General features: G+C 58.9%; 17 protein-coding genes and 1 tRNA gene. 14 read left to right on the plus strand and 4 right to left on the minus strand.

What is annotated here, in order from left to right; translation table 11 throughout:
* Nucleotides 1-410 precede the first annotated feature (410 nt).
* The 3 genes from VK725_RS18025 to VK725_RS18035 all read left to right on the plus strand — a co-directional run bounded on the left by VK725_RS18025 (nt 411) and on the right by VK725_RS18035 (nt 4659).
* The gene (locus tag VK725_RS18025; RefSeq protein WP_325319444.1) at nt 411-2888 is read left to right on the plus strand and encodes a TonB-dependent receptor; all 2478 of its coding nucleotides are present in this window, start codon (nt 411-413) and stop codon (nt 2886-2888) included.
* Nucleotides 2889-3111: 223 nt separating this feature from the next.
* Nucleotides 3112-4512, plus strand: coding sequence for a nucleotide 5'-monophosphate nucleosidase PpnN (gene ppnN, locus VK725_RS18030; RefSeq protein WP_325319445.1), 1401 nt, complete (start codon nt 3112-3114; stop codon nt 4510-4512).
* Between the two features lie 70 nt (nt 4513-4582).
* Nucleotides 4583-4659, plus strand: a tRNA-Asn gene (locus VK725_RS18035).
* Here VK725_RS18035 and VK725_RS18040 read toward each other — a convergent pair.
* Nucleotides 4622-4921, minus strand: coding sequence for a hypothetical protein (locus VK725_RS18040; protein WP_325319446.1), 300 nt, complete (start codon nt 4919-4921; stop codon nt 4622-4624). The genes VK725_RS18035 and VK725_RS18040 overlap by 38 nt on opposite strands.
* 103 nt (nt 4922-5024) lie before the next feature.
* Here VK725_RS18040 and VK725_RS18045 point away from each other — a divergent pair, with 103 nt between their 5' ends.
* The 9 genes from VK725_RS18045 to msrA all read left to right on the plus strand — a co-directional run bounded on the left by VK725_RS18045 (nt 5025) and on the right by msrA (nt 12038).
* Complete coding sequence (locus tag VK725_RS18045; RefSeq protein WP_325319447.1) at nt 5025-6062, plus strand: transglycosylase SLT domain-containing protein; 1038 nt, start codon at nt 5025-5027, stop codon at nt 6060-6062.
* Between the two features lie 127 nt (nt 6063-6189).
* Entirely contained in the window at nt 6190-7092 is a 903-nt protein-coding gene (lgt, locus tag VK725_RS18050; RefSeq protein ID WP_325319448.1) for a prolipoprotein diacylglyceryl transferase, read from the plus strand.
* 10 nt (nt 7093-7102) lie between these two features.
* Nucleotides 7103-7897 carry a thymidylate synthase gene (locus tag VK725_RS18055; RefSeq protein ID WP_325319449.1) on the plus strand — a complete coding sequence of 265 codons (795 nt, stop codon included), beginning with the start codon at nt 7103-7105 and terminating at the stop codon, nt 7895-7897.
* 187 nt (nt 7898-8084) lie between these two features.
* The gene (locus tag VK725_RS18060) at nt 8085-8573 is read left to right on the plus strand and encodes a dihydrofolate reductase (RefSeq protein ID WP_325319450.1); all 489 of its coding nucleotides are present in this window, start codon (nt 8085-8087) and stop codon (nt 8571-8573) included.
* A gap of 11 nt (nt 8574-8584) precedes the next feature.
* Nucleotides 8585-9550, plus strand: coding sequence for a Nudix family hydrolase (locus tag VK725_RS18065; protein ID WP_325319451.1), 966 nt, complete (start codon nt 8585-8587; stop codon nt 9548-9550).
* Nucleotides 9551-9590: 40 nt separating this feature from the next.
* Nucleotides 9591-9869: a DUF2007 domain-containing protein gene (locus VK725_RS18070; RefSeq protein WP_325319452.1), complete on the plus strand. Its 279-nt coding sequence runs from the start codon at nt 9591-9593 to the stop codon at nt 9867-9869.
* Nucleotides 9870-9876: 7 nt separating this feature from the next.
* Nucleotides 9877-10800, plus strand: a complete 924-nt coding sequence (locus VK725_RS18075) for a DMT family transporter (RefSeq protein WP_325319453.1) — start codon at nt 9877-9879, stop codon at nt 10798-10800.
* A gap of 29 nt (nt 10801-10829) precedes the next feature.
* Nucleotides 10830-11348, plus strand: a complete 519-nt coding sequence (locus VK725_RS18080) for an adenine phosphoribosyltransferase (RefSeq protein WP_325319454.1) — start codon at nt 10830-10832, stop codon at nt 11346-11348.
* A gap of 33 nt (nt 11349-11381) precedes the next feature.
* A complete protein-coding gene (gene msrA, locus VK725_RS18085) occupies nt 11382-12038 on the plus strand; it encodes a peptide-methionine (S)-S-oxide reductase MsrA (RefSeq protein ID WP_325319455.1) in 657 nt (218 codons plus the stop codon).
* A 34-nt stretch (nt 12039-12072) separates the two neighbouring features.
* Here msrA and oxyR read toward each other — a convergent pair whose 3' ends face one another.
* Nucleotides 12073-13020: a DNA-binding transcriptional regulator OxyR gene (oxyR, locus tag VK725_RS18090; protein WP_325319456.1), complete on the minus strand. Its 948-nt coding sequence runs from the start codon at nt 13018-13020 to the stop codon at nt 12073-12075.
* A gap of 146 nt (nt 13021-13166) precedes the next feature.
* Here oxyR and VK725_RS18095 point away from each other — a divergent pair, with 146 nt between their 5' ends.
* Both VK725_RS18095 and VK725_RS18100 read left to right on the plus strand, forming a co-directional pair.
* A complete protein-coding gene (locus VK725_RS18095; RefSeq protein WP_325319457.1) occupies nt 13167-13706 on the plus strand; it encodes a peroxiredoxin in 540 nt (179 codons plus the stop codon).
* A 162-nt stretch (nt 13707-13868) separates the two neighbouring features.
* On the plus strand, nt 13869-14408 hold the full coding sequence (locus VK725_RS18100) for a carboxymuconolactone decarboxylase family protein (protein WP_325319458.1): 540 nt from the start codon (nt 13869-13871) through the stop codon (nt 14406-14408).
* 74 nt (nt 14409-14482) lie between these two features.
* Here VK725_RS18100 and VK725_RS18105 read toward each other — a convergent pair whose 3' ends face one another.
* Entirely contained in the window at nt 14483-16453 is a 1971-nt protein-coding gene (locus VK725_RS18105; protein WP_325319459.1) for a S8 family serine peptidase, read from the minus strand.
* A gap of 141 nt (nt 16454-16594) precedes the next feature.
* A partial coding sequence (locus VK725_RS18110) for a YadA family autotransporter adhesin (RefSeq protein WP_325319460.1) occupies nt 16595-18037 on the minus strand: 1443 nt, incomplete at its 5' end.

Genomic DNA, 18037 nt, shown 5'->3' on the forward strand with positions numbered 1-18037 from the left:
CAGTCTGGGCGAGTGACCCTGCGATTGAGATATTACTGTAAAAATAATGTAAAGCTTATGTGGGATTGTGCTAAGGTATCGCTAAGGATACGTGGCTGCTTTCTCCCTATCTGCATCAGTTATTCGCAGGTATAGCGTTCGACTCAACTGCTGACACGAGTTTTCCATTCAAGAGCTTATGAAACGGGGTCTGATGCGGTCTTGCGTCGTCCCTGAGTAAGTCAAAAACCTAGGGTTCCAAAAAAGTTTGTGTGGCTCATCTGTCATGAGCCCGAGACTTTTTTGTGTTGAAGGATTGCTAGTAACGGAAGGCCGGGCGGTCCGGCCAGGTTGTATGTCGTAAGAGAAGTTCAAGTAGTCACAAGCGGTGCTACAGAAATCTCAAAATCAACAATCGTACGGGGCTCTCAATGAAACGAACACATTTATCCGCAGCGATTGCGGTTGCCTGTTATATGTCGATGGGCATTGCGCTGGCGCAGACCGCCAACGACCAGCCGCAGAACACTCAGAGCAGCACCCCTGCCTCCCAGCAGCGCGTTAATCCTTCCAGCACTTCCAATACCACCACATCCAACGACACGCGTCGCGACGTGCAGCAGTTGTCCACCGTGACCGTGCAAGGCCAGTCGCTTTCGCTTGGCGGCGGTTTGATGTCGGTGCAGACGGCTCCCAAAGCCGTGTCGACCATTACGCGCGAAGCCATCCAAAAGGCTAGCCCGGGCGCCAACTTCACGCAGCTGATTGGCTCCATTCCGGGCGTGAACGCCGCGACCGACGACGTCACCGGTCTGGCCAACGGTCATTACAGCATGCGCGGTTATGACTCCTCGGACATCGGCATGACCGTCAACGGTGCACCGATTACCGATACCGGCAGCTACTCCGTGTACGCCACCGAATACGGCGACTCGGAAAACCTGGGCGATATCACCGTGCTGCAGGGTATTCCGGATATCGACATGCCCGACTCGGGCGCCAGCGGTGGTCACATCGGCTGGGCGACGATCGATCCGCCGCATCAGGGTGGCGTGGATTTCACGCAGAGCTTCGGCAATGACGACTACCGCCGCGAGTTCGTTCGTTTGAACACGGGCGATCTGGGTCCGGTGCGTTCGTGGGTGTCGTTCTCCAATAACACGGCCAACATGTGGCGCGGTGCAGGCGACCTGCGCGTGGCCAAGGTGGACGGCAAGTCGGTGTGGACCATCGACGACAACAACTCCATCAGCGCATCGCTGCAGTACAGCCGTCAGAGCAATCTGGAATATGACTCGCTCTCCAAGGCGCAGGCGCTGGAGGATGGCTACTTCTACAACTACAACACCACGTGGACTCCGTTGTCGAACCTGTCTGGTGCGAAGCTGAAGGCGGCTGCGACGGCGGATGAGAACTTCTACGCGCTGCACACCAATCCGTACTCCAGCTACATGTACAGCATGGACGGCGAGTTCAAGGTGAGCGACAGCATCCACTTGTCGGTGATTCCGTACTACTGGTGGGGCGATGGCGGTGGCGGCGGCGGCGGTCTGGCGCAGGAAAGCGATTCGCCGATCAACAAGTATCTGTACGCCAACGTCGACCTCAACGGCAACGGCACGGTCACGAACAGTTCTTCGAAGACCTTCTCGGGCGGTACGGTCTATGCGTACTCCGCCGCGCTGACGTATCGTCCGGGCGTGCTTGTGAAGTTCAATGAAGACTTCGGCATGAACAACAGCCTCGAGTACGGCTTCTGGTACGAGCGTTCGCGCAAGAGCCAGGCTGAAAGCTACGGCCTCGTCGATCCCAACACGGGCATCCCTGGCGATGTGTGGGGCAACACCTCGTTGCTGACCTACCCGACCGGCGGCGCCGTGCAGAAGTTCTACGACGAATACACCACGACCGAGCTGAAGAAAGGCTTCGTCACGGATAACTGGACGCCGAACGATTACTGGACCTTCGTCGGCGGCGTGAGCTATCTCTACGCCACGCGTACGGGCTTCAGCTACGACTATCCGGGTGCCACCACGCAGACCTTTGCCAACTTCAACAACAACTGGCACAAGTTCCTGCCGATGGCCGGCATCAAGTTCCAGCTCGACGAACGCAACCAGTTCTACCTTGGCAGCGGTAAGACCTTCCGCGTGCCGTCGAACACCGCTGCCATTCTCGATGCGCTCGCTGGCGTGAACAACGGCGCACCGGAAATGTCGTGGAACACGGACCTGGGCTGGCGCTTCTACGGTGATGCCGTCTCGGCCAGTGCCGACCTGTATCACAGCAACTACTTCAACAAGCAGGAAGTGGGCTACAACCCGGTCAACAACGCTGAGATCTACACCACGATCCCGCATATGGACATGCAGGGTTTCAACGGTGAAATCAGCTGGAAGTTCGCTCAGAACTTCACGGTCTACAGCTCATACACGTATACCCAGGCGAAGATCCGCGGCGATCTCGATGGCGGCCCGTACGACAGCAACAACGGTAAGGGTCCCGGCATCTATCCGACAGATGGCAAGACCATGCCGGATACGCCGCGCAACATCGGCAACCTTAGCCTGAGCTACGACAATTCGCGTTACTGGGCTAGCTTGAACGCGCGTGCCACCAGCTCGCTGTACGGTGACTACATGAACACCGAAACAGTTGGCGGTTTCACCACGTTCAACTTCAGCGCCGGCTATCGCTTCGACGATTGGAACAGCTTCCTCACCAAGCCGTACCTGAAGCTCAACGTCGGCAACCTCTTGGACCATCATGCGTTTAGCTATGTGAGCTCTGCGCCGGTTCTGTCCAGCTCGGCGGTTGGCAAGGAATTGAACCTGTACAACAGCACGGCGTATTACGGCCTGTTGCAGCCGCGTTCGTACATGCTGACGTTCGGTGTGTCGTTCCGTTAATCAGGTCGGGACTCGACGCGCACTGTTAATGCGGTGCGTGTGGAACCCACGTACCATCTGATGCTGTCTAAAAACTCCCCGCAGCGTGCTGTGGGGAGTTTTTTTATGAGGGCATGGCCATCGCCCCGCATTGACCGCATTCCCACGAAGCGAGATGCTAGGCGGCCGCACGCAGGTTGCGCTTGTTCGCGCGACATGACGAAGTGGTTAGGAGAAGGAAGGCATGAACGATACGCAGATCGACAAGTCCGGCAAGCCAGCCACGGTCAACGCACGCATATCGCCAGCCGGTGGGCTCGACATCCTGTCGCGCAACGAGGTTGCACGACTGCGCGACGTCAGCGGTTCGGGCCTGCACGGGTTGTTGCGGCGTTGCGCGCTTGCTGTGCTGACGTCGGGCGATATCAGCGACGACCCGCGTGGCATGTTCGAGCAATACCCGAATTTCGATATTCAGGTGCTGCAGCAAGATCGTGGCATCAAGATCGAATTGCAGCACGCCCCGGCGCGCGCCTTCGTCGATGGCCACATCATTCGCGGTATCAACGAGCTGCTCGTCGCCGTGGTGCGCGACATCGTTTATGTGTCCACCCAACTCGAACAAGGCAATTTTGATCTCGACGACAGTGTAGGTCTCACACACGCCGTCTTCGAGATTCTTCGCAACGCGCGCATTCTCAGGCCGCAGATCGATCCCAATCTCGCAGTGTGCTGGGGCGGTCACTCCATCTCGCGCGATGAATACGAATACACCAAGTCGGTGGGCTATCAACTCGGTCTGCGCAGTCTGGACATCTGCACCGGCTGTGGCCCGGGTGCGATGAAAGGACCGATGAAAGGCGCGACCATCGCGCACGCCAAACAGCGTCGCAAAAATAATCGCTATATCGGCATTACCGAGCCTGGCATCATCGCAGCTGAATCACCGAATCCGATCGTCAATCAACTGGTGATCATGCCGGATATCGAAAAGCGCCTGGAAGCTTTCGTGCGCATGGGGCATGGCATCATCGTATTTCCCGGTGGCGTAGGTACGGCAGAAGAAATTTTGTATCTGCTGGGCATTCTGCTGCATCCGGACAACGCAGGCATTCCGTTCCCACTGATTTTCACGGGTCCCAAGCATTCGGCGCCGTACTTCGAGCAGATCGATAAATTCCTCAAGCTCTCATTGGGCGACGAAGTTGCGCAACACTACAAGATCATCGTCGATGATCCGATTGCCGTGGCGCATGCGATGGTTCGTGGCATCGATAAGGTGCGCAATCATCGTCTGGACAACAAGGACGCGTTTTTCTTCAACTGGTCCTTGAACATTCCGCTCGCTTTCCAGCAACCGTTCCTGCCCACGCATGATGCGATGCGTTCGCTGGCGATCCGTCGCGATCGTCCGCGTCACGAACTCGCTGCCGATTTGCGTCGTGCTTTTTCCGGCATCGTCGCCGGCAATGTGAAGGAAGAGGGCATTCGCGCCATCGAAAAAGACGGTCCGTTCGAGATCGACGGCGATCCGGAAATCATGAAGGCGCTCGATCATCTGCTGCAGGCATTCGTGCAACAGCACCGCATGAAGCTCCCGGGCGGAAGTGCTTACGTGCCTTGCTATCGTGTGCTGACAGTCTGAATCACTGCAGGAAAAGAGGGTCCGCGGCTTGACAGTCTCGGGCCTCATTCCTCAAACTATGCAGCTCCCCGCCCGAATAGCTCAGCTGGTTAGAGCACTTGACTGTTAATCAGGGGGTCGTTGGTTCGAGTCCAACTTCGGGCGCCATATTCAGGTTCTTCAGGGCAACCAAAGCCTTTGAAAACCGCAATAACCCGCGAGAGCGGGTTTTTTTGTGCCCGAAGGGTGGTCGGATCAAGTCCAAAGGCATGGCTCGGCGGCTCGATTTGTGCTTGTCTATCCCGCCCTGCTTGATCGGCGCCGAACGGATGACGACCTGTGTTGTGCCTGCAATCGCTAACCGCCAGTTATTTGACACCGAATTTCCCGCCTGCACGGGCGTGGCCGGCTGACGGGTGGCGGCTGTCATGACGCGGCGACAGGTGACGCAACGGGTCCTGCTTTGTGCCCCGGCTACCTTTCACGGTCGCCGTACCGGTGCCCTGCCGACGCAGGGCGGCGGGAAAATTTTGATGACTGATCCACAAAACTGGGCATCAAAAAGGCGGATCACCGAAAGAAATAATGCCTACTACGCTGGTTCGTTCTCGCTGGCGGACGCCGGCGCATTCGTGGGTTCGATGGCGTTGCCGCAGCTGTCGATCGACGTTGACGGATCGCCCATGCTGCTGGCGATCAAACAACAGGCTCAGATCTATCGCAAGCCTCTCACTGGCACTGCCGGTTTCGCGGCGGGTGCAGCGATGGCCATGTTTGCTTCGCATGTTGTGCATTCGATTCAGCGCGGCGAGGTTGCCCCGATTGTTGCTGCAACAGCGGCGCCGCAGCCTGCGCAAACGGTTGTTCCGTCCGCTCCGGTAAAGTCGCCTGTCGTTGTCACGGGTCCGGTGTTGCTGGAAGTCGTCGAAGTCCATCCGCCGAAATCGAAACCCGCAGTAAATTTTGCGGACGAACAAACCATTGTGGTTGTCGCGCCGCCACATGAGAGCAATATCGAAGGGTTCAATCTCGATATCACCTCATCGAACAGTTTGTGGGCGAAAGCGGGTGCGCGTTACCACATCGATCCGGCATTGATTTATGCGGTAGCTCTTGTGGAAACGAAGGGCGTGCAACCCGATGGCTCGGTTGCGCCCAGCCCGTGGGTGGTGCGTATCAATGGCCATCTTCATAACGGCTCGCGTGCGGAATCCGAACACGCCATCGAACTTGCCTATCAGATGGCGGTGCCGGTGCAAGATGTGGGCATCATGCAGGTGTATTACCCGATGCATCGCGACATCGAGCCCAATCCGGTTGCGTTGCTCAATCCCGAACGCAACATTGAGATCGGCACCAGCCTGCTGCACAAGGCGATGACCCAGACATCCGATCCCGTGCTTCGTATCGGTTATTATCACAGCCATGATGTGCAGCTTGCGCGTGGTTACGGGCAAACCGTGCTCAGCGTCTATCACGAGTTGAAGACGGTGCTGGGGCGCTCGCCTGCAAGCGCCGTGGCGTTGGCCCGCGTACAGGCTTCGTCATTCGGCATGCACACCGGCGGCTGATCGCCGCCGATCCTCGTCGTTCCTTTCGATCGTCGGACCCTGCGCGATACGTACTTGTGGGGATATGACCCTGCCTTCGATTCTCCCGGCCCGCTAAACTGCTCCTTTGACCGTCGACGGCTACACCATGTCCCAACCCTACGTCGTGCAATTCAACCCCGTCGCGCTGCATCTGGGGCCGATCCAGATTCACTGGTACGGCTTGATGTACCTGTTTAGCTTTCTTGGGGCATGGGGATTGGCTGAATACCGGCGCAAGCAAGGCCGCCTGCCGGTCAGCCGCGACGCGCTGGGCGATCTGGCCTTCTACGCGATGATGGGCGTGATCCTGGGCGGCCGCATCTGGTACATGCTGTTCTATTACGCTGGCGGCCCCCGCTGGATCTGGACCGAGCCGGCCGCGCTGTTCCGCGTGTGGGATGGCGGTATGAGTTTTCACGGCGGTCTGATCGGTGTCCTGGTCGCGGGGTTGTGGTGGTCGCGGCGCCACAAGCTGAAGTTCTTCGACACTGTCGATTTCGTCGCGCCCATCGTGCCGGTGGGCCTGTGCCTGGGACGCTTCGGCAACTTCATTAACGGCGAGCTTTGGGGCAAGCCCGGCTCCGTGCCGTGGGCAATGATTTTTCCTACTGCGCACGATGAAGATGCGGCACTTGCGGCGACCGATCCACATCTCGCATCACTGATGCAGCAATACGGCGGCTTGCCGCGGCATCCGTCACAGCTTTACGAAATGCTGCTCGAAGGCGTGGTGATGTTCACCGTGTTGTGGCTGGTGTCGTTGAAGCCACGTCCGCGTTATCTCATCTCGGGATTGTTCGGGTTGCTGTACGGCTGCTTCCGCTTTCTCGTGGAGTTCGTACGCGTGCCCGACGCGCAGCTGGGCTATCTCGCCTGGGGCTGGCTAACGATGGGACAGATCCAGTCGCTCCCGCTGATCCTCATCGGCCTGTGGCTCATCTGGCTGTCTCGCCGCGCGCCAACCCTGCCGTTGGCGGCACCCGCGCCCGAGCAACCGAAGAAAGCGTAAACTCCTTCGCATGCACGCTTACCTCGACCTGCTTCGCCACGTGCTGGAACACGGCACGGAAAAAAACGATCGCACCGGCACCGGCACGCGGAGTGTGTTCGGTTGGCAATTGCGCTTCGATCTCAACGACGGTTTTCCGCTCGTCACGACGAAGAAACTGCATTTGAAATCCATCGTGCATGAACTCATCTGGTTCCTGCGCGGCGATACCAACATCGCCTATCTGAAAGAAAACGGTGTTTCCATTTGGGACGAGTGGGCCGACGAGCACGGCGATCTGGGTCCCGTCTACGGAAAACAATGGCGTGCGTGGCCGACGGCCGACGGGCACATCGTGGATCAGATCCGCTGGGTCGTCGAAGAAATCAAACGCAATCCCAATTCGCGCCGCTTGATTGTCAGCGCATGGAACGTCGGCGAATTGCCGAAGATGGCGTTGATGCCATGTCATGCGCTGTTTCAGTTTTACGTGGCCGATGGAAAGTTGAGTTGCCAGCTGTATCAGCGTTCCGGCGATATTTTTCTTGGCGTGCCGTTCAACATCGCCAGCTATGCATTGCTTACACACATGATTGCGCAGGTCTGCGGTCTTGGTGTGGGAGATTTCGTGCACACACTGGGCGATGCGCATCTTTACAACAATCATCGGGAGCAGGCGCGTTTGCAATTGACGCGCGAGCCACGGCCCTTGCCGCGGTTGCGACTCAATCCCGATGTGTCGTCGATCTTCGATTTCCGCTTTGAAGATATCGCGATCGAGGATTACCACCCGCACGCCGCGATCAAGGCGCCGGTGGCGGTGTAATCAAATGCCGAATCTGGGATGCCGTCCGAGCCGCGGCAAGGCCTGTCACATTCATGGCTGTCCGGCATTGCTCCCTTAAGGGCTACCATGTTTGTCCCATCAAAACGCTATAATGGCCGGTCAGCGTTGCCGGGAGTACGACCGGCCGCACGTGCCGTTCGACCAACCTGCTACGCCCGGAGCTTCCATGGCCATTTCACTAATTGCCGCCCTTGATGAGAACTTCGCCATCGGTCGCAAGGGCCAATTGCCCTGGCATCTCCCGGACGACCTGCGCTGGTTCAAGCAGCTGACGCTCGGCAAGCATGTGCTGATGGGCTACAACACGGCCGTCTCGATTGGCCGCTCGCTGCCTGAGCGCGAAAACCTCGTGCTTTCGCGCCGGCACGCCGCCCCGTTCCCGGGCCAGGTGACAGTGCGCTCCATCGAAGAAGCCCAGGCGCGTTCCAACGGTACAGGGCTGATGGTAATCGGCGGTGGCAAGGTATTTCACGATGCCCTGCCAATGGCGACCCGCCTCTACCTCACCTGGGTCTCTGCAGCAGTGGACGGCGCCGATACCTTCTTCCCCGGCATCCACTTCAGCGACTGGATCGAAGTGAAGCGCACGCACCATAAGAAGGATAGCGAGCACAGCTACGACTTCGATATGGTCGAGTACGTCCGCAATAGCTGATCCTTACTTCCGTGAGCGACAGCGCAGGCGCATTGCTACATGTCATGGCTGGCGTGCTGCGCGATGCGCAGGGCAGGGTGCTACTTGCGCAACGTCCCGAAGGCAAACATCTCGCCGGGCTCTGGGAGTTTCCCGGCGGCAAGCTTGAACCGGGTGAATCGCCACAGCATGCATTAGTGCGTGAATTGCACGAAGAGCTGGGTATTCATATCGATCCTGTCGATGGCACGCCCTTGATTGGCGTGCCTTGGCGTTATGGCGATCGCGATCTCTTGCTCGATGCGTGGCAATTCACCCGCTGGCAGGGCACGCCGGTTTCGCTGGAAGGGCAGGCGTTGCAGTGGGAGTGGCCGTCGCGTGTCGATGTCGCAACGCTTGCTCCAGCCGATCGTCCCATTTTGCAGGCTTTGCGATTGCCGGCGACGTACGCGATTACGCCGCCCGATGTGTTGCCTGAGCACGCTGATGAGTGGCTGGCGCGTGTAAAGGCGGCCGCCGAAAACGGTAGGCGTCTTATCCAGCTTCGATTACCCAAATGGTCCGCGATGCAGGTCCGCACATTTGCCGCGCGCCTGCAGCCGCACGTCGTCGAGCACGGTGCATGGCTGTTGCTCAACGGCGATATCGATGGCTCACTCGATCTCGGATCGGGTATCGGCGTGCATCTCACATCCGCACAGCTGATGGAGCTGGATGCCCGTCCGTTGCCCTGGGCTCAGGTGGTCGGCACGAGCTGTCACAATGCTTCGCAACTGAGCCACGCTGTAAGTGTCGGTGCCGACTTTGCGACGCTATCGCCAGTAGAGGCGACCGCCAGCCACCCTGGCGAGCCGGCGCTCGGTTGGCCACAATTCCAGCGACTGGCCAAAGGCGCCGCGCTGCCGGTCTATGCACTGGGCGGCGTGACGCCCACGGTGCTCGATAAGTCGCGTGAAAACGGCGCCCAGGGCGTGGCGGGTATTCGCGCCTTCTGGTGACGCGCTTGCTCAATCCCATCCACAGCAGTAGCGTGAAGCCATGCGCATCGTCTATCGAGCCCAAAATCTCATCGACGCCCATCTGGTGAAAGATGCGCTGGAGAACGCCGAAGTGCCCGCGTTTATTGCAGGTGAATACCTCACCGGCGGCGTGGGGCAGCTGCCAGCCATGGATTACGTCGCCGTATTGGTGCCCGATTCGAGCATCGATATCGCTGAGCCGATCGTGCGCGAGATCGACGGTGCGCTGACACAAGCGAGGTTGGCGATCCACGAGTTGGACGACGATACCGGCGACCTGCTGCCCGCAACCGGCTGAGGCGGCGATGTCCGATTCGTCCACCACGGCGCCGGCCGGCGTCGGCAGCGAAGTGTCCATGCGTGCAGCCATCATCCAGATGGCGATCGGCGCATCGCTGCTTTCCAGCACCAGCCTGTTCGTGGTTTACGCGCATACGGCACCGACGGTGTCCGGTTTTTACCGCATGCTTTTGGGCGGCGGGATGCTGCTGATCTGGGTGATTGCGCGTGGTACGTGGCAGTCCTTTGCATGGCGCGATCTTGCGTGGGCGTTGCTCCCGGCGCTTGGTTTTTCAGCGGACCTCATCCAATGGCATCGCAGCATTCTCTGGGTGGGGCCTGGCGTTGCGACGTTGCTCACCAACTTTCAGGTGTTCCTGATGGCTCTCGTGGGATTGGCGTTTTATCGCGAACGCCCGGGTCGCTGGTTTGCGCCCGGCATGCTGCTAGCGATGGTGGGCTTGTGGATGCTGGTCGGGGCGCACTGGTCGGTCTTTGATGCACAGCACCGTCTGGGCATTTGGTTGGGGTTGGGAAGTGGCGTGGCGTACACCATTTATCTGTTGAGTTTTCGGCAAGCGTTGAAAACACACACGCGTTTATCGCCCGCGCAATTTCTCGGTTTGATGAGTTTGCTCAGCGCATTGATGCTGGGGGCGTGGGGCTGGGGCGAAGGCGATACCTTCGCGATTCATGACGTGCATACATGGAGTGTTTTGCTGGCGCTGGGTTTCTTTGGACAAGTGCTGGCTTGGTTGTTGATGGTGCGCGCCATGCCACGATTACCCGCCACGCTGGTGGGCTTGCTGCTTTTGCTGCAACCTGCGTTGGCGTTTGTACTGGATGTGATATTGCTGGGTCGTCCCACCGCACCAGGCGAGTGGATCGGATGGACGATTGCACTAGTGGGTATCCTGTTTGGTGCGATGCGTCCTCGTCGACGCGCCTGACGGCATTTACGACATAACGGAGTGCGTGCATGACATCGTTTGAAGATCTGATTCGCGCGGTACCGGATTTTCCGAAACCCGGCATTGTGTTTCGCGACATCACGCCCTTGCTTGCCGATGGCGCTGCGTTTGCGCGTTGCATCGATGCGATGGCCGAACCGTGGTTGGAAAGCAACGTGCAAGCGGTGTGCGGTGTCGAATCGCGCGGATTTATTTTTGCCGCTGCGCTCGCGCAAAAATTGAAAGCCGGTTTTATACCGTTGCGTAAACCCGGCAAATTACCACCCCCGGTGATGCACGCTGATTACAAGCTCGAATACGGCACCGATCGTCTTGAAGCGCGTGAAGGCACCGTTCGCAAGGGTGAACGCGTCCTTCTCGTCGATGACGTTCTTGCGACAGGTGGCACTTTAGGTGCGGCACGTAACCTATTGGAACAACTCGGTGCCGACTTGGTTGGCGCATCTGTTGTTATCGAATTATTAGCGTTACAAGGACGCGCCCTTTGGCCAGAAGGCGTACCGTTGCGTACTGTGCTGCACTATTGATTCACTGTATTCCTTCAGAGTGGAGGTTCGACCATGCTTGGTATGGGTGCCTGGAAACAGCGCTTACCTCATCGAGACGACGCCTTGCCAGGACGCGAGCACCCGATCGCTCCCGCCGATGAGCATCATGTTCACGCACGTTCGTTGCATCCCGAAGCTTTTCCAAACAGCGAGAGCGTGTTGTTTGGCATGGGCTGTTTTTGGGGCGCTGAAAAGAAGTTCTGGAACATTCCCGGCGTGCTGACAACGGCGGCGGGCTACGCCGGAGGTTACACGCCCAATCCCACGTATCGCGAAGTGTGTTCGGGTATGACTGGGCACGCGGAAGTGGTACGCGTGGTGTATGACCCGGCACGTGTGTCGTTCGACACGTTGCTGAAAACATTCTGGGAAAATCATGATCCCACGCAAGGCATGCGTCAGGGCAACGATGCGGGCACGCAATATCGTTCGGCCATCTATACGTCCAACATAGCTCAACTGGACGCGGCGCAAGCTTCAGCGAAGCGTTTTCAGGCCGAGCTGGCGCGCAAGGGCTACGGCAACATCACCACGGAAATTGCGATGGCTGGACCGTTCTACTTTGCCGAAGACGATCATCAGCAATACCTGTCCAAGAATCCGGAAGGTTATTGCGGTCTTGGCGGAACAGGCGTGACGTGCCCGATTGGACTTTCGGCAAACGCCTAAGAATGTGCTTGTTCGACGTCGGCGGCCGACGCGTTCAGGCGAGTTTGCGGCGTTTGGGCGTTGAAGCAATGGCTGCGCTATGCGGATCGAGCAAGTCGCTCGGGAGATCCCTGAACACGCTTGCAAGTTGCTTGAGAAAGCCGCTCATGGCTGAACTCTTACGCCATACCATCGCAATGCGGCGGCTGGGCGCATGACCGCTGAATTCCACGAGTTGCAGATTGGGTGCCTGGGCGACAGGCGGCTTCACAGCCAGTGTCGGTAGCAACGTAATACCCACATTTGAGGCCACCATCTGGCGCAATGTTTCCAGACTCGTCGCCCGGAAGCCACTCTTCTCGCCCGCACCGGCCATGTGGCAAACCTCCAGCGCCTGATCGCGCAGGCAATGGCCATCTTCCAGCAACAGCAGGCTCTGATCGGAAAGATCGTTGAGCTTCAGGGCAGGGTGCTTAGCCAGCGGATGCGATTGCGGAACCGCTAGCAGGAATGGCTCTTCGAATAGGAATTCGGTGTGCAGATTGTCGTCGTGAATCGGCAACGCGAGAATGCCTGCATCGAGTTTTCCTTCGCGCAGGCGATGCAGCACCGTTTCTGTTTTTTCCTCGACCAATAAAAGCTCAAGTCGCGGAAAGCGCTCGCGTACCATGGGTACGACGTGCGGCAACAAATAAGGCCCGAGCGTGGGAAAGATGCCCAGACGCACCGTGCCTGATTCCGGATCGATCGTGCGCCGCGCAACGCCCTTGATCTGCTCGATCTCGTTCAGTACATCGCGTGCGCGATTGGCGATATCGCTACCCACGTCCGTCAGGAGCACTTTTCGCGGCGTTCGCTCGACGAGTGCGACACCTAGTTCGTCCTCAAGCTTCTTGATCTGCGTGGACAGCGTGGGCTGGCTGACGAAGCACGCCTCGGCGGCTCGGCCAAAGTGCCGGTGCTCAGCCAGGGCTACCAGGTAGTGGAGGTCGCGCAGGTTCATGGACAACTCCAATTATAGGCACCATCTATGAACATTATGATAATAATCGATTTGAACAATGCAAGCAGAGACTCTATCTTTGTTCGGGTTAGCGCCGCGGACAGCGGCGTGACCTTCCCGAAAGCCTTCAAAATAGGATCAACTACATGCTGACCATCGGCGACAAGTTCCCGCAGTTCAACGTTCCGGCCACCGTTTCGATCGAGAGCCTCGACAAGGCTTTCCAGAACATCGACAACACCACCTACAAGGGCAAGTGGTTGTGCGTGTTCTTCTATCCGAAGGATTTCACCTTCGTTTGCCCCACCGAAATCAAGGGCTTCAGCGACGTGAACGAGCAGTTTGCCGACCGCGATTGCCAGGTGCTGGCTGCCAGCACGGACTCCGAATTCGTCCATCTGGCATGGCGCAAGGATCACAAGGATCTGCGCGACCTGAAGTTCCCGATGCTTGCCGACATCAAGAAGGACCTGACTACGGCGCTCGGCATCCTGACCGAAGACGGTGTCGCTCAGCGCGCCACGTTCCTCGTCGATCCGGAAGGCATCATCCGTTTCGTTTACGTGACCGACGGCTCCGTCGGCCGCAACCCGGCTGAAGTGCTGCGCGTTCTGGACGCACTGCAGACCGACGAACTGTGCCCCTGCAACTGGAGCCAAGGCGAAGACACCCTCAAGGTCGCCTGATTCCAGTTATTGCACTCCGCGCCGCTCATCCCCTCCCCCATCGGAGCGCGCGGAGTCACCTGGCGGCGAAGTCCGCTTCGCCGCCATTTTTTTCCTTCTGCTGATGCATGAGTCCACGTATGGACTCCGTGCTCGCGTGCCCAACATTCGAAGAGATGCCCCATGAGCCTTGCTGACCTGAAAGCCCAATTGCCCGATTACGCGAAGGACCTGCGCCTGAATCTCGACTCCGTATTGAGCGAAGGTGGTGCGCCGGGACTGACGAGCAAGCAGATTTTCGTGATTGCGCTCGCTTCAGCAATTGCCTCGCGCTACAAGCCGCTGACGGCGGCCATTGCGGAAGAGGCTGCCAAGCACGCCAGTGCGGAAGAACTCAACGGTGCTCGCGTCGCTGCGGCGATCATGGGCATGAACAACATCTACTATCGCTTCTTGCATCTTGTCGAAGAACCTGAATACGGCACGCTGCGCGCTGGTCTGCGCATGAATGCGATGACGAATCCGGGTGGCGACAAAATCGATTTCGAACTTGCATCGCTCGCCGTGTCTGCCGTGAACGGTTGCGGCAAATGTCTGGAGTCGCACGAGAAGACGCTGCGCAAGCACGGGTTGTCGGCGCAGCCGATCCAGAGCGCGGCACGCATTGCTGCTGTGATTCACGCCGTAGCCGTTGCAGTCGAACAGGCTGACGTTGCAGGCTGAAACATATAACGGCACGCTAAGCAAAAACCCCGGCACATGTGCCGGGGTTTTTTTATGCCACATACATACATCGATTAGAGGTTGTAGTCGGCCAGCACCGAGATGTTGCTGAAGCTACCTTGTGGTGCTGTGACAAGGATGTAGTACGTGGTCGCTTGCGGTTGCGGAATGACCACGGCTTCACTGGTGCCAGGCTTGATCGAGCTGAAGTCGGCATTGCCGCCATTTGCGGACGGAGCGCTACCAGCCTTCACATACAAGCCTACGTTGCCAGAACCGCCCAACGTGCGGATGTTCAAAGTCGTGGCACCTGCCGGCACAACGATCGAGTACAGGTTGCCGGTGCTTGTGGAGTTCTGGCCGGACAGCAGCGCGCCCTTGGTTAGCGGAGTGGCATTGTCGCCCGGGTTCGGCGGTGTGGTGTCACTGTTCAAAGCCAGATTGACCGCGGCGTACGCATCGACAATGCCGGCCCCGATCGGCTGATCCTCGGTGACGGGAAATGCGCGAGCCGATTTCACGAGCACATTGGTCATATCAGCAGGGGACAGTGCCGGCATACCGGCCGCCTTCAAGGCGCCCACGACGAGAGCCACCGTGCCAGCGACGTGCGGTGCCGCTTGCGACGTGCCCGCCATGCCGCCATAAGCCTCGACCGGATCGGCAGGATAAGTGGGCGTCGTCGTGCCCAGATTGATAGCCTGCCAGACGAAGCCGTTGTTGACCTCCGCACCCGACGACGCATCGTTGGCGTATATGCCACCGCCCGGCGCTGAAATCGTCACGCCCTTGCCGTAGTTGGAATAGAACGCGCGCTTGCCCGTGATGCCGTTGGAAGCCACTGAGATGACGCCCGGGCAACTTGCCGGCGTGAAGTTGGAAGCATCTGCCGTGCTGTTACCTGCAGCCACCACCACTGTGGTGCCGCGACTAATCGCATCTTGGATAGCCGTGTATTCAGGCACGCTGGCATCGCACGTCCCCTGGCCGCCCAGACTCATGTTGATGACTTGCGCGGGTTGCGCCAGATCGGGCACGCCATCGATGTGACCGCCGGATGCCCATTCGATCGCATCGGAAATGTCGGAATCGTAGCCACCACAATGGCCCAGCACTCGCACCGGCAACACCTTGGCGTTGTAGGCGATGCCAGCCATGCCGACACCATTGTTGGTGAGTTCGGCCACTTCTCCCGACACCACCGTACCGTGCCAGCTGCTTGGCTCGCCGTCGTTGGGGTTGTTCGAACCGTAGCATTCCTGCAGATAGGGTTGCGTATTATCCCAGTCGCCAAGGTCCCAGCCGCCCGGCACGCGATCATCTGTAGCACGGCCGGAGACGAGCGAATCGGTGATGAAGTCGTATCCGATATTGTCGGTGGCGAGCGAGTAATCCAGATCCGGATGCTGCGTAATGCCGGTATCGATGACGGCAACCGTAACGCCGGTACCGTCGGCGATGTCCCATGCGTTATTGACGTCGGCGCCACCGGTGGTGTTGAAGAAATTCCACTGGTATTGCTGGTAGTAGGGATCGTTGGGCGTGAATGTTTGCGGTTGCGCAGCAGCTAGCATTGTTGCCTGCCAAGACGTCGGCGCAGTGAAGTCCTTCACCGCATAGCGCTTGTAGTCGGGATGCACGGATGCTACGGCCGGGTCGGCTGCGAGTTGCGCCACCAGTGCATCAGCTTCGCTCTGGCTGAGTTTGCGCGATGTGTGCACCAACTCCGAGCCCACTGCGAGCTTGCGCTTGTAGGAGACCGACAGCGGTGCCACGGTGGCACCGGTTGACAACTTCGTCGCACGGTTCAGGCCTGCGCGGCCGACGGCCGCATTCACGTTTTGCAGCACGGCGTCTTTATTGCTGCGCTCGGCCGAGCCGCTTTTGTAGGTGATGATGAAGCGATCGAAACTCTGCTCACCCGTCTGGCTCATACCAATAAAGCGGGGAGACGACGTGGATAGGTTCGCAGCGTGAAGGACCGGAACGGCCAACACCAGAGCAGCAGCGAGTGCGCCCATTCGAAAAGAGTGAAGTGACTTCATACATGAGTCCTTGAAGTGAGGCCCGAGGCTTTCCACGCCTCGGGTGGAATGGCGGACGATCTGCAATCGTCCGGTTCTCGCCATGCCGGGAACGGCATGGCGATGTACAAAACGCCTCCTCATGAGAAGAGGCGCGAGTGATTACCAGCCGAAGCTGACGCCAACCGTGCCGCTCGACTCACCACCACCGGAGATCGAGCCACCGATCAGCACGGCGCCGTTATCCGAGATACGGTGAGCAAGACCGACTGCCAGGGCTGCCTGACCGGCATACGTACCGGCCGCCGCACTGACGCGATTGTCGGTGCCCGGTGCCGCGGCGATCGCGCCGGCCATGCCAGCCATAGCGGTGCCCATGGCACCCACGCGGTTCAAGCGGGTGTTGACGGCGTGGAACTGGTTGTTCACTTGATCGCGGAACGCATTGAAGTTGTCGCTGGTGACCAAGCCCGCTGTCTTCTGGTCGGTGTACGCATTGGCGTTGGTCAGCGTTTCTGCGCTACTCGCATCGGTGTATGCGTTTGCAGCGTCAACGGCAGTTTGCGTTGCGGTCGTCAACTGCCCGACGTTGGCCGCATCGGTGGCATTGATGCCAGTAGCCACATTGGTGATTGTGCGTTCGTTGCCTGCAGTGCCCACCGATACGCTATTGGCCTGATCGGCGACCGATCCTGCACCGACGGCAACAGCATTCGACGCAGTGACTTGGCTGCCTTGACCGACAGCGGTACCCGCATCAGCAGAGACGTTGCTGCCGGCACCCACTGTCGTGGCGTTGGATGCGCTGCCGCCGACTTGAGCGTTTTCACCTAACGTGGTGTTGGTGTCAGTCGTGCTTGCAGCCAGTGTCGTCCCTGGTGCCGCACCTGCTGCTGGGGCGCTCGTGCTAAGCGAGCTCACCTGGGTTTCCAGGCTGCCGACGCGACCATTCAACGCGCTAACCGCACCGTCCAATGCTCCGAATGCAGTCCCCACACTGGAGTAGGCCTGGTTCTGGATCATGAACATCGGTGCACTCATCATGCCGCTGGCATTCATGCCCATGCCGCCGCCAATGGTGTCAGCCAGCGACTGATACTGCTGCACGTTCACCGCGTCGCTGCTCTTCAAGCCTGCGGCAATATTGGTGAGCGTGGTGCCGTTCGCACCGCCTAGCGTCACCGAGCCCTGGTTGCTGGCTGTGTCATAGGTGACAGCCGACATGGTGTTGCCACCGGCATCCATTAGCCCCACCTGCTTGAGCTGAGCAACGTTGACGGCGTCAGTGTTTTGAGTGCCGGCAGCGACGTTGGTGATCTGGCGTTCGCTACCCACGTCACCGACGGAGACCGAGTTGGCGCGGTCGGCAAAGCTGCCATTGCCAAGCGCAACGCTGTTGTAGCCTGTGCTTTTGCTATACGCACCCAGCGCCATGCTGGCATTGCCAGTGGCGGTGGCGCTAAAGCCAAGCGCAGTGCTCTGCACGCCAACGGCCGTGCTCAATCCGCCCATCGCCACCGCGCCATCGGCGGTTGCTTTGGCGCTGGCGCCGCTGGCAACCGACTGCGTGCCACTCGGGTTGGCGTCGTCACTGCCATCGTCGTT

Origin of the sequence: Dyella sp. (assembly GCF_035486915.1) — a bacterium.
Lineage (GTDB): Bacteria > Pseudomonadota > Gammaproteobacteria > Xanthomonadales > Rhodanobacteraceae > Dyella_B.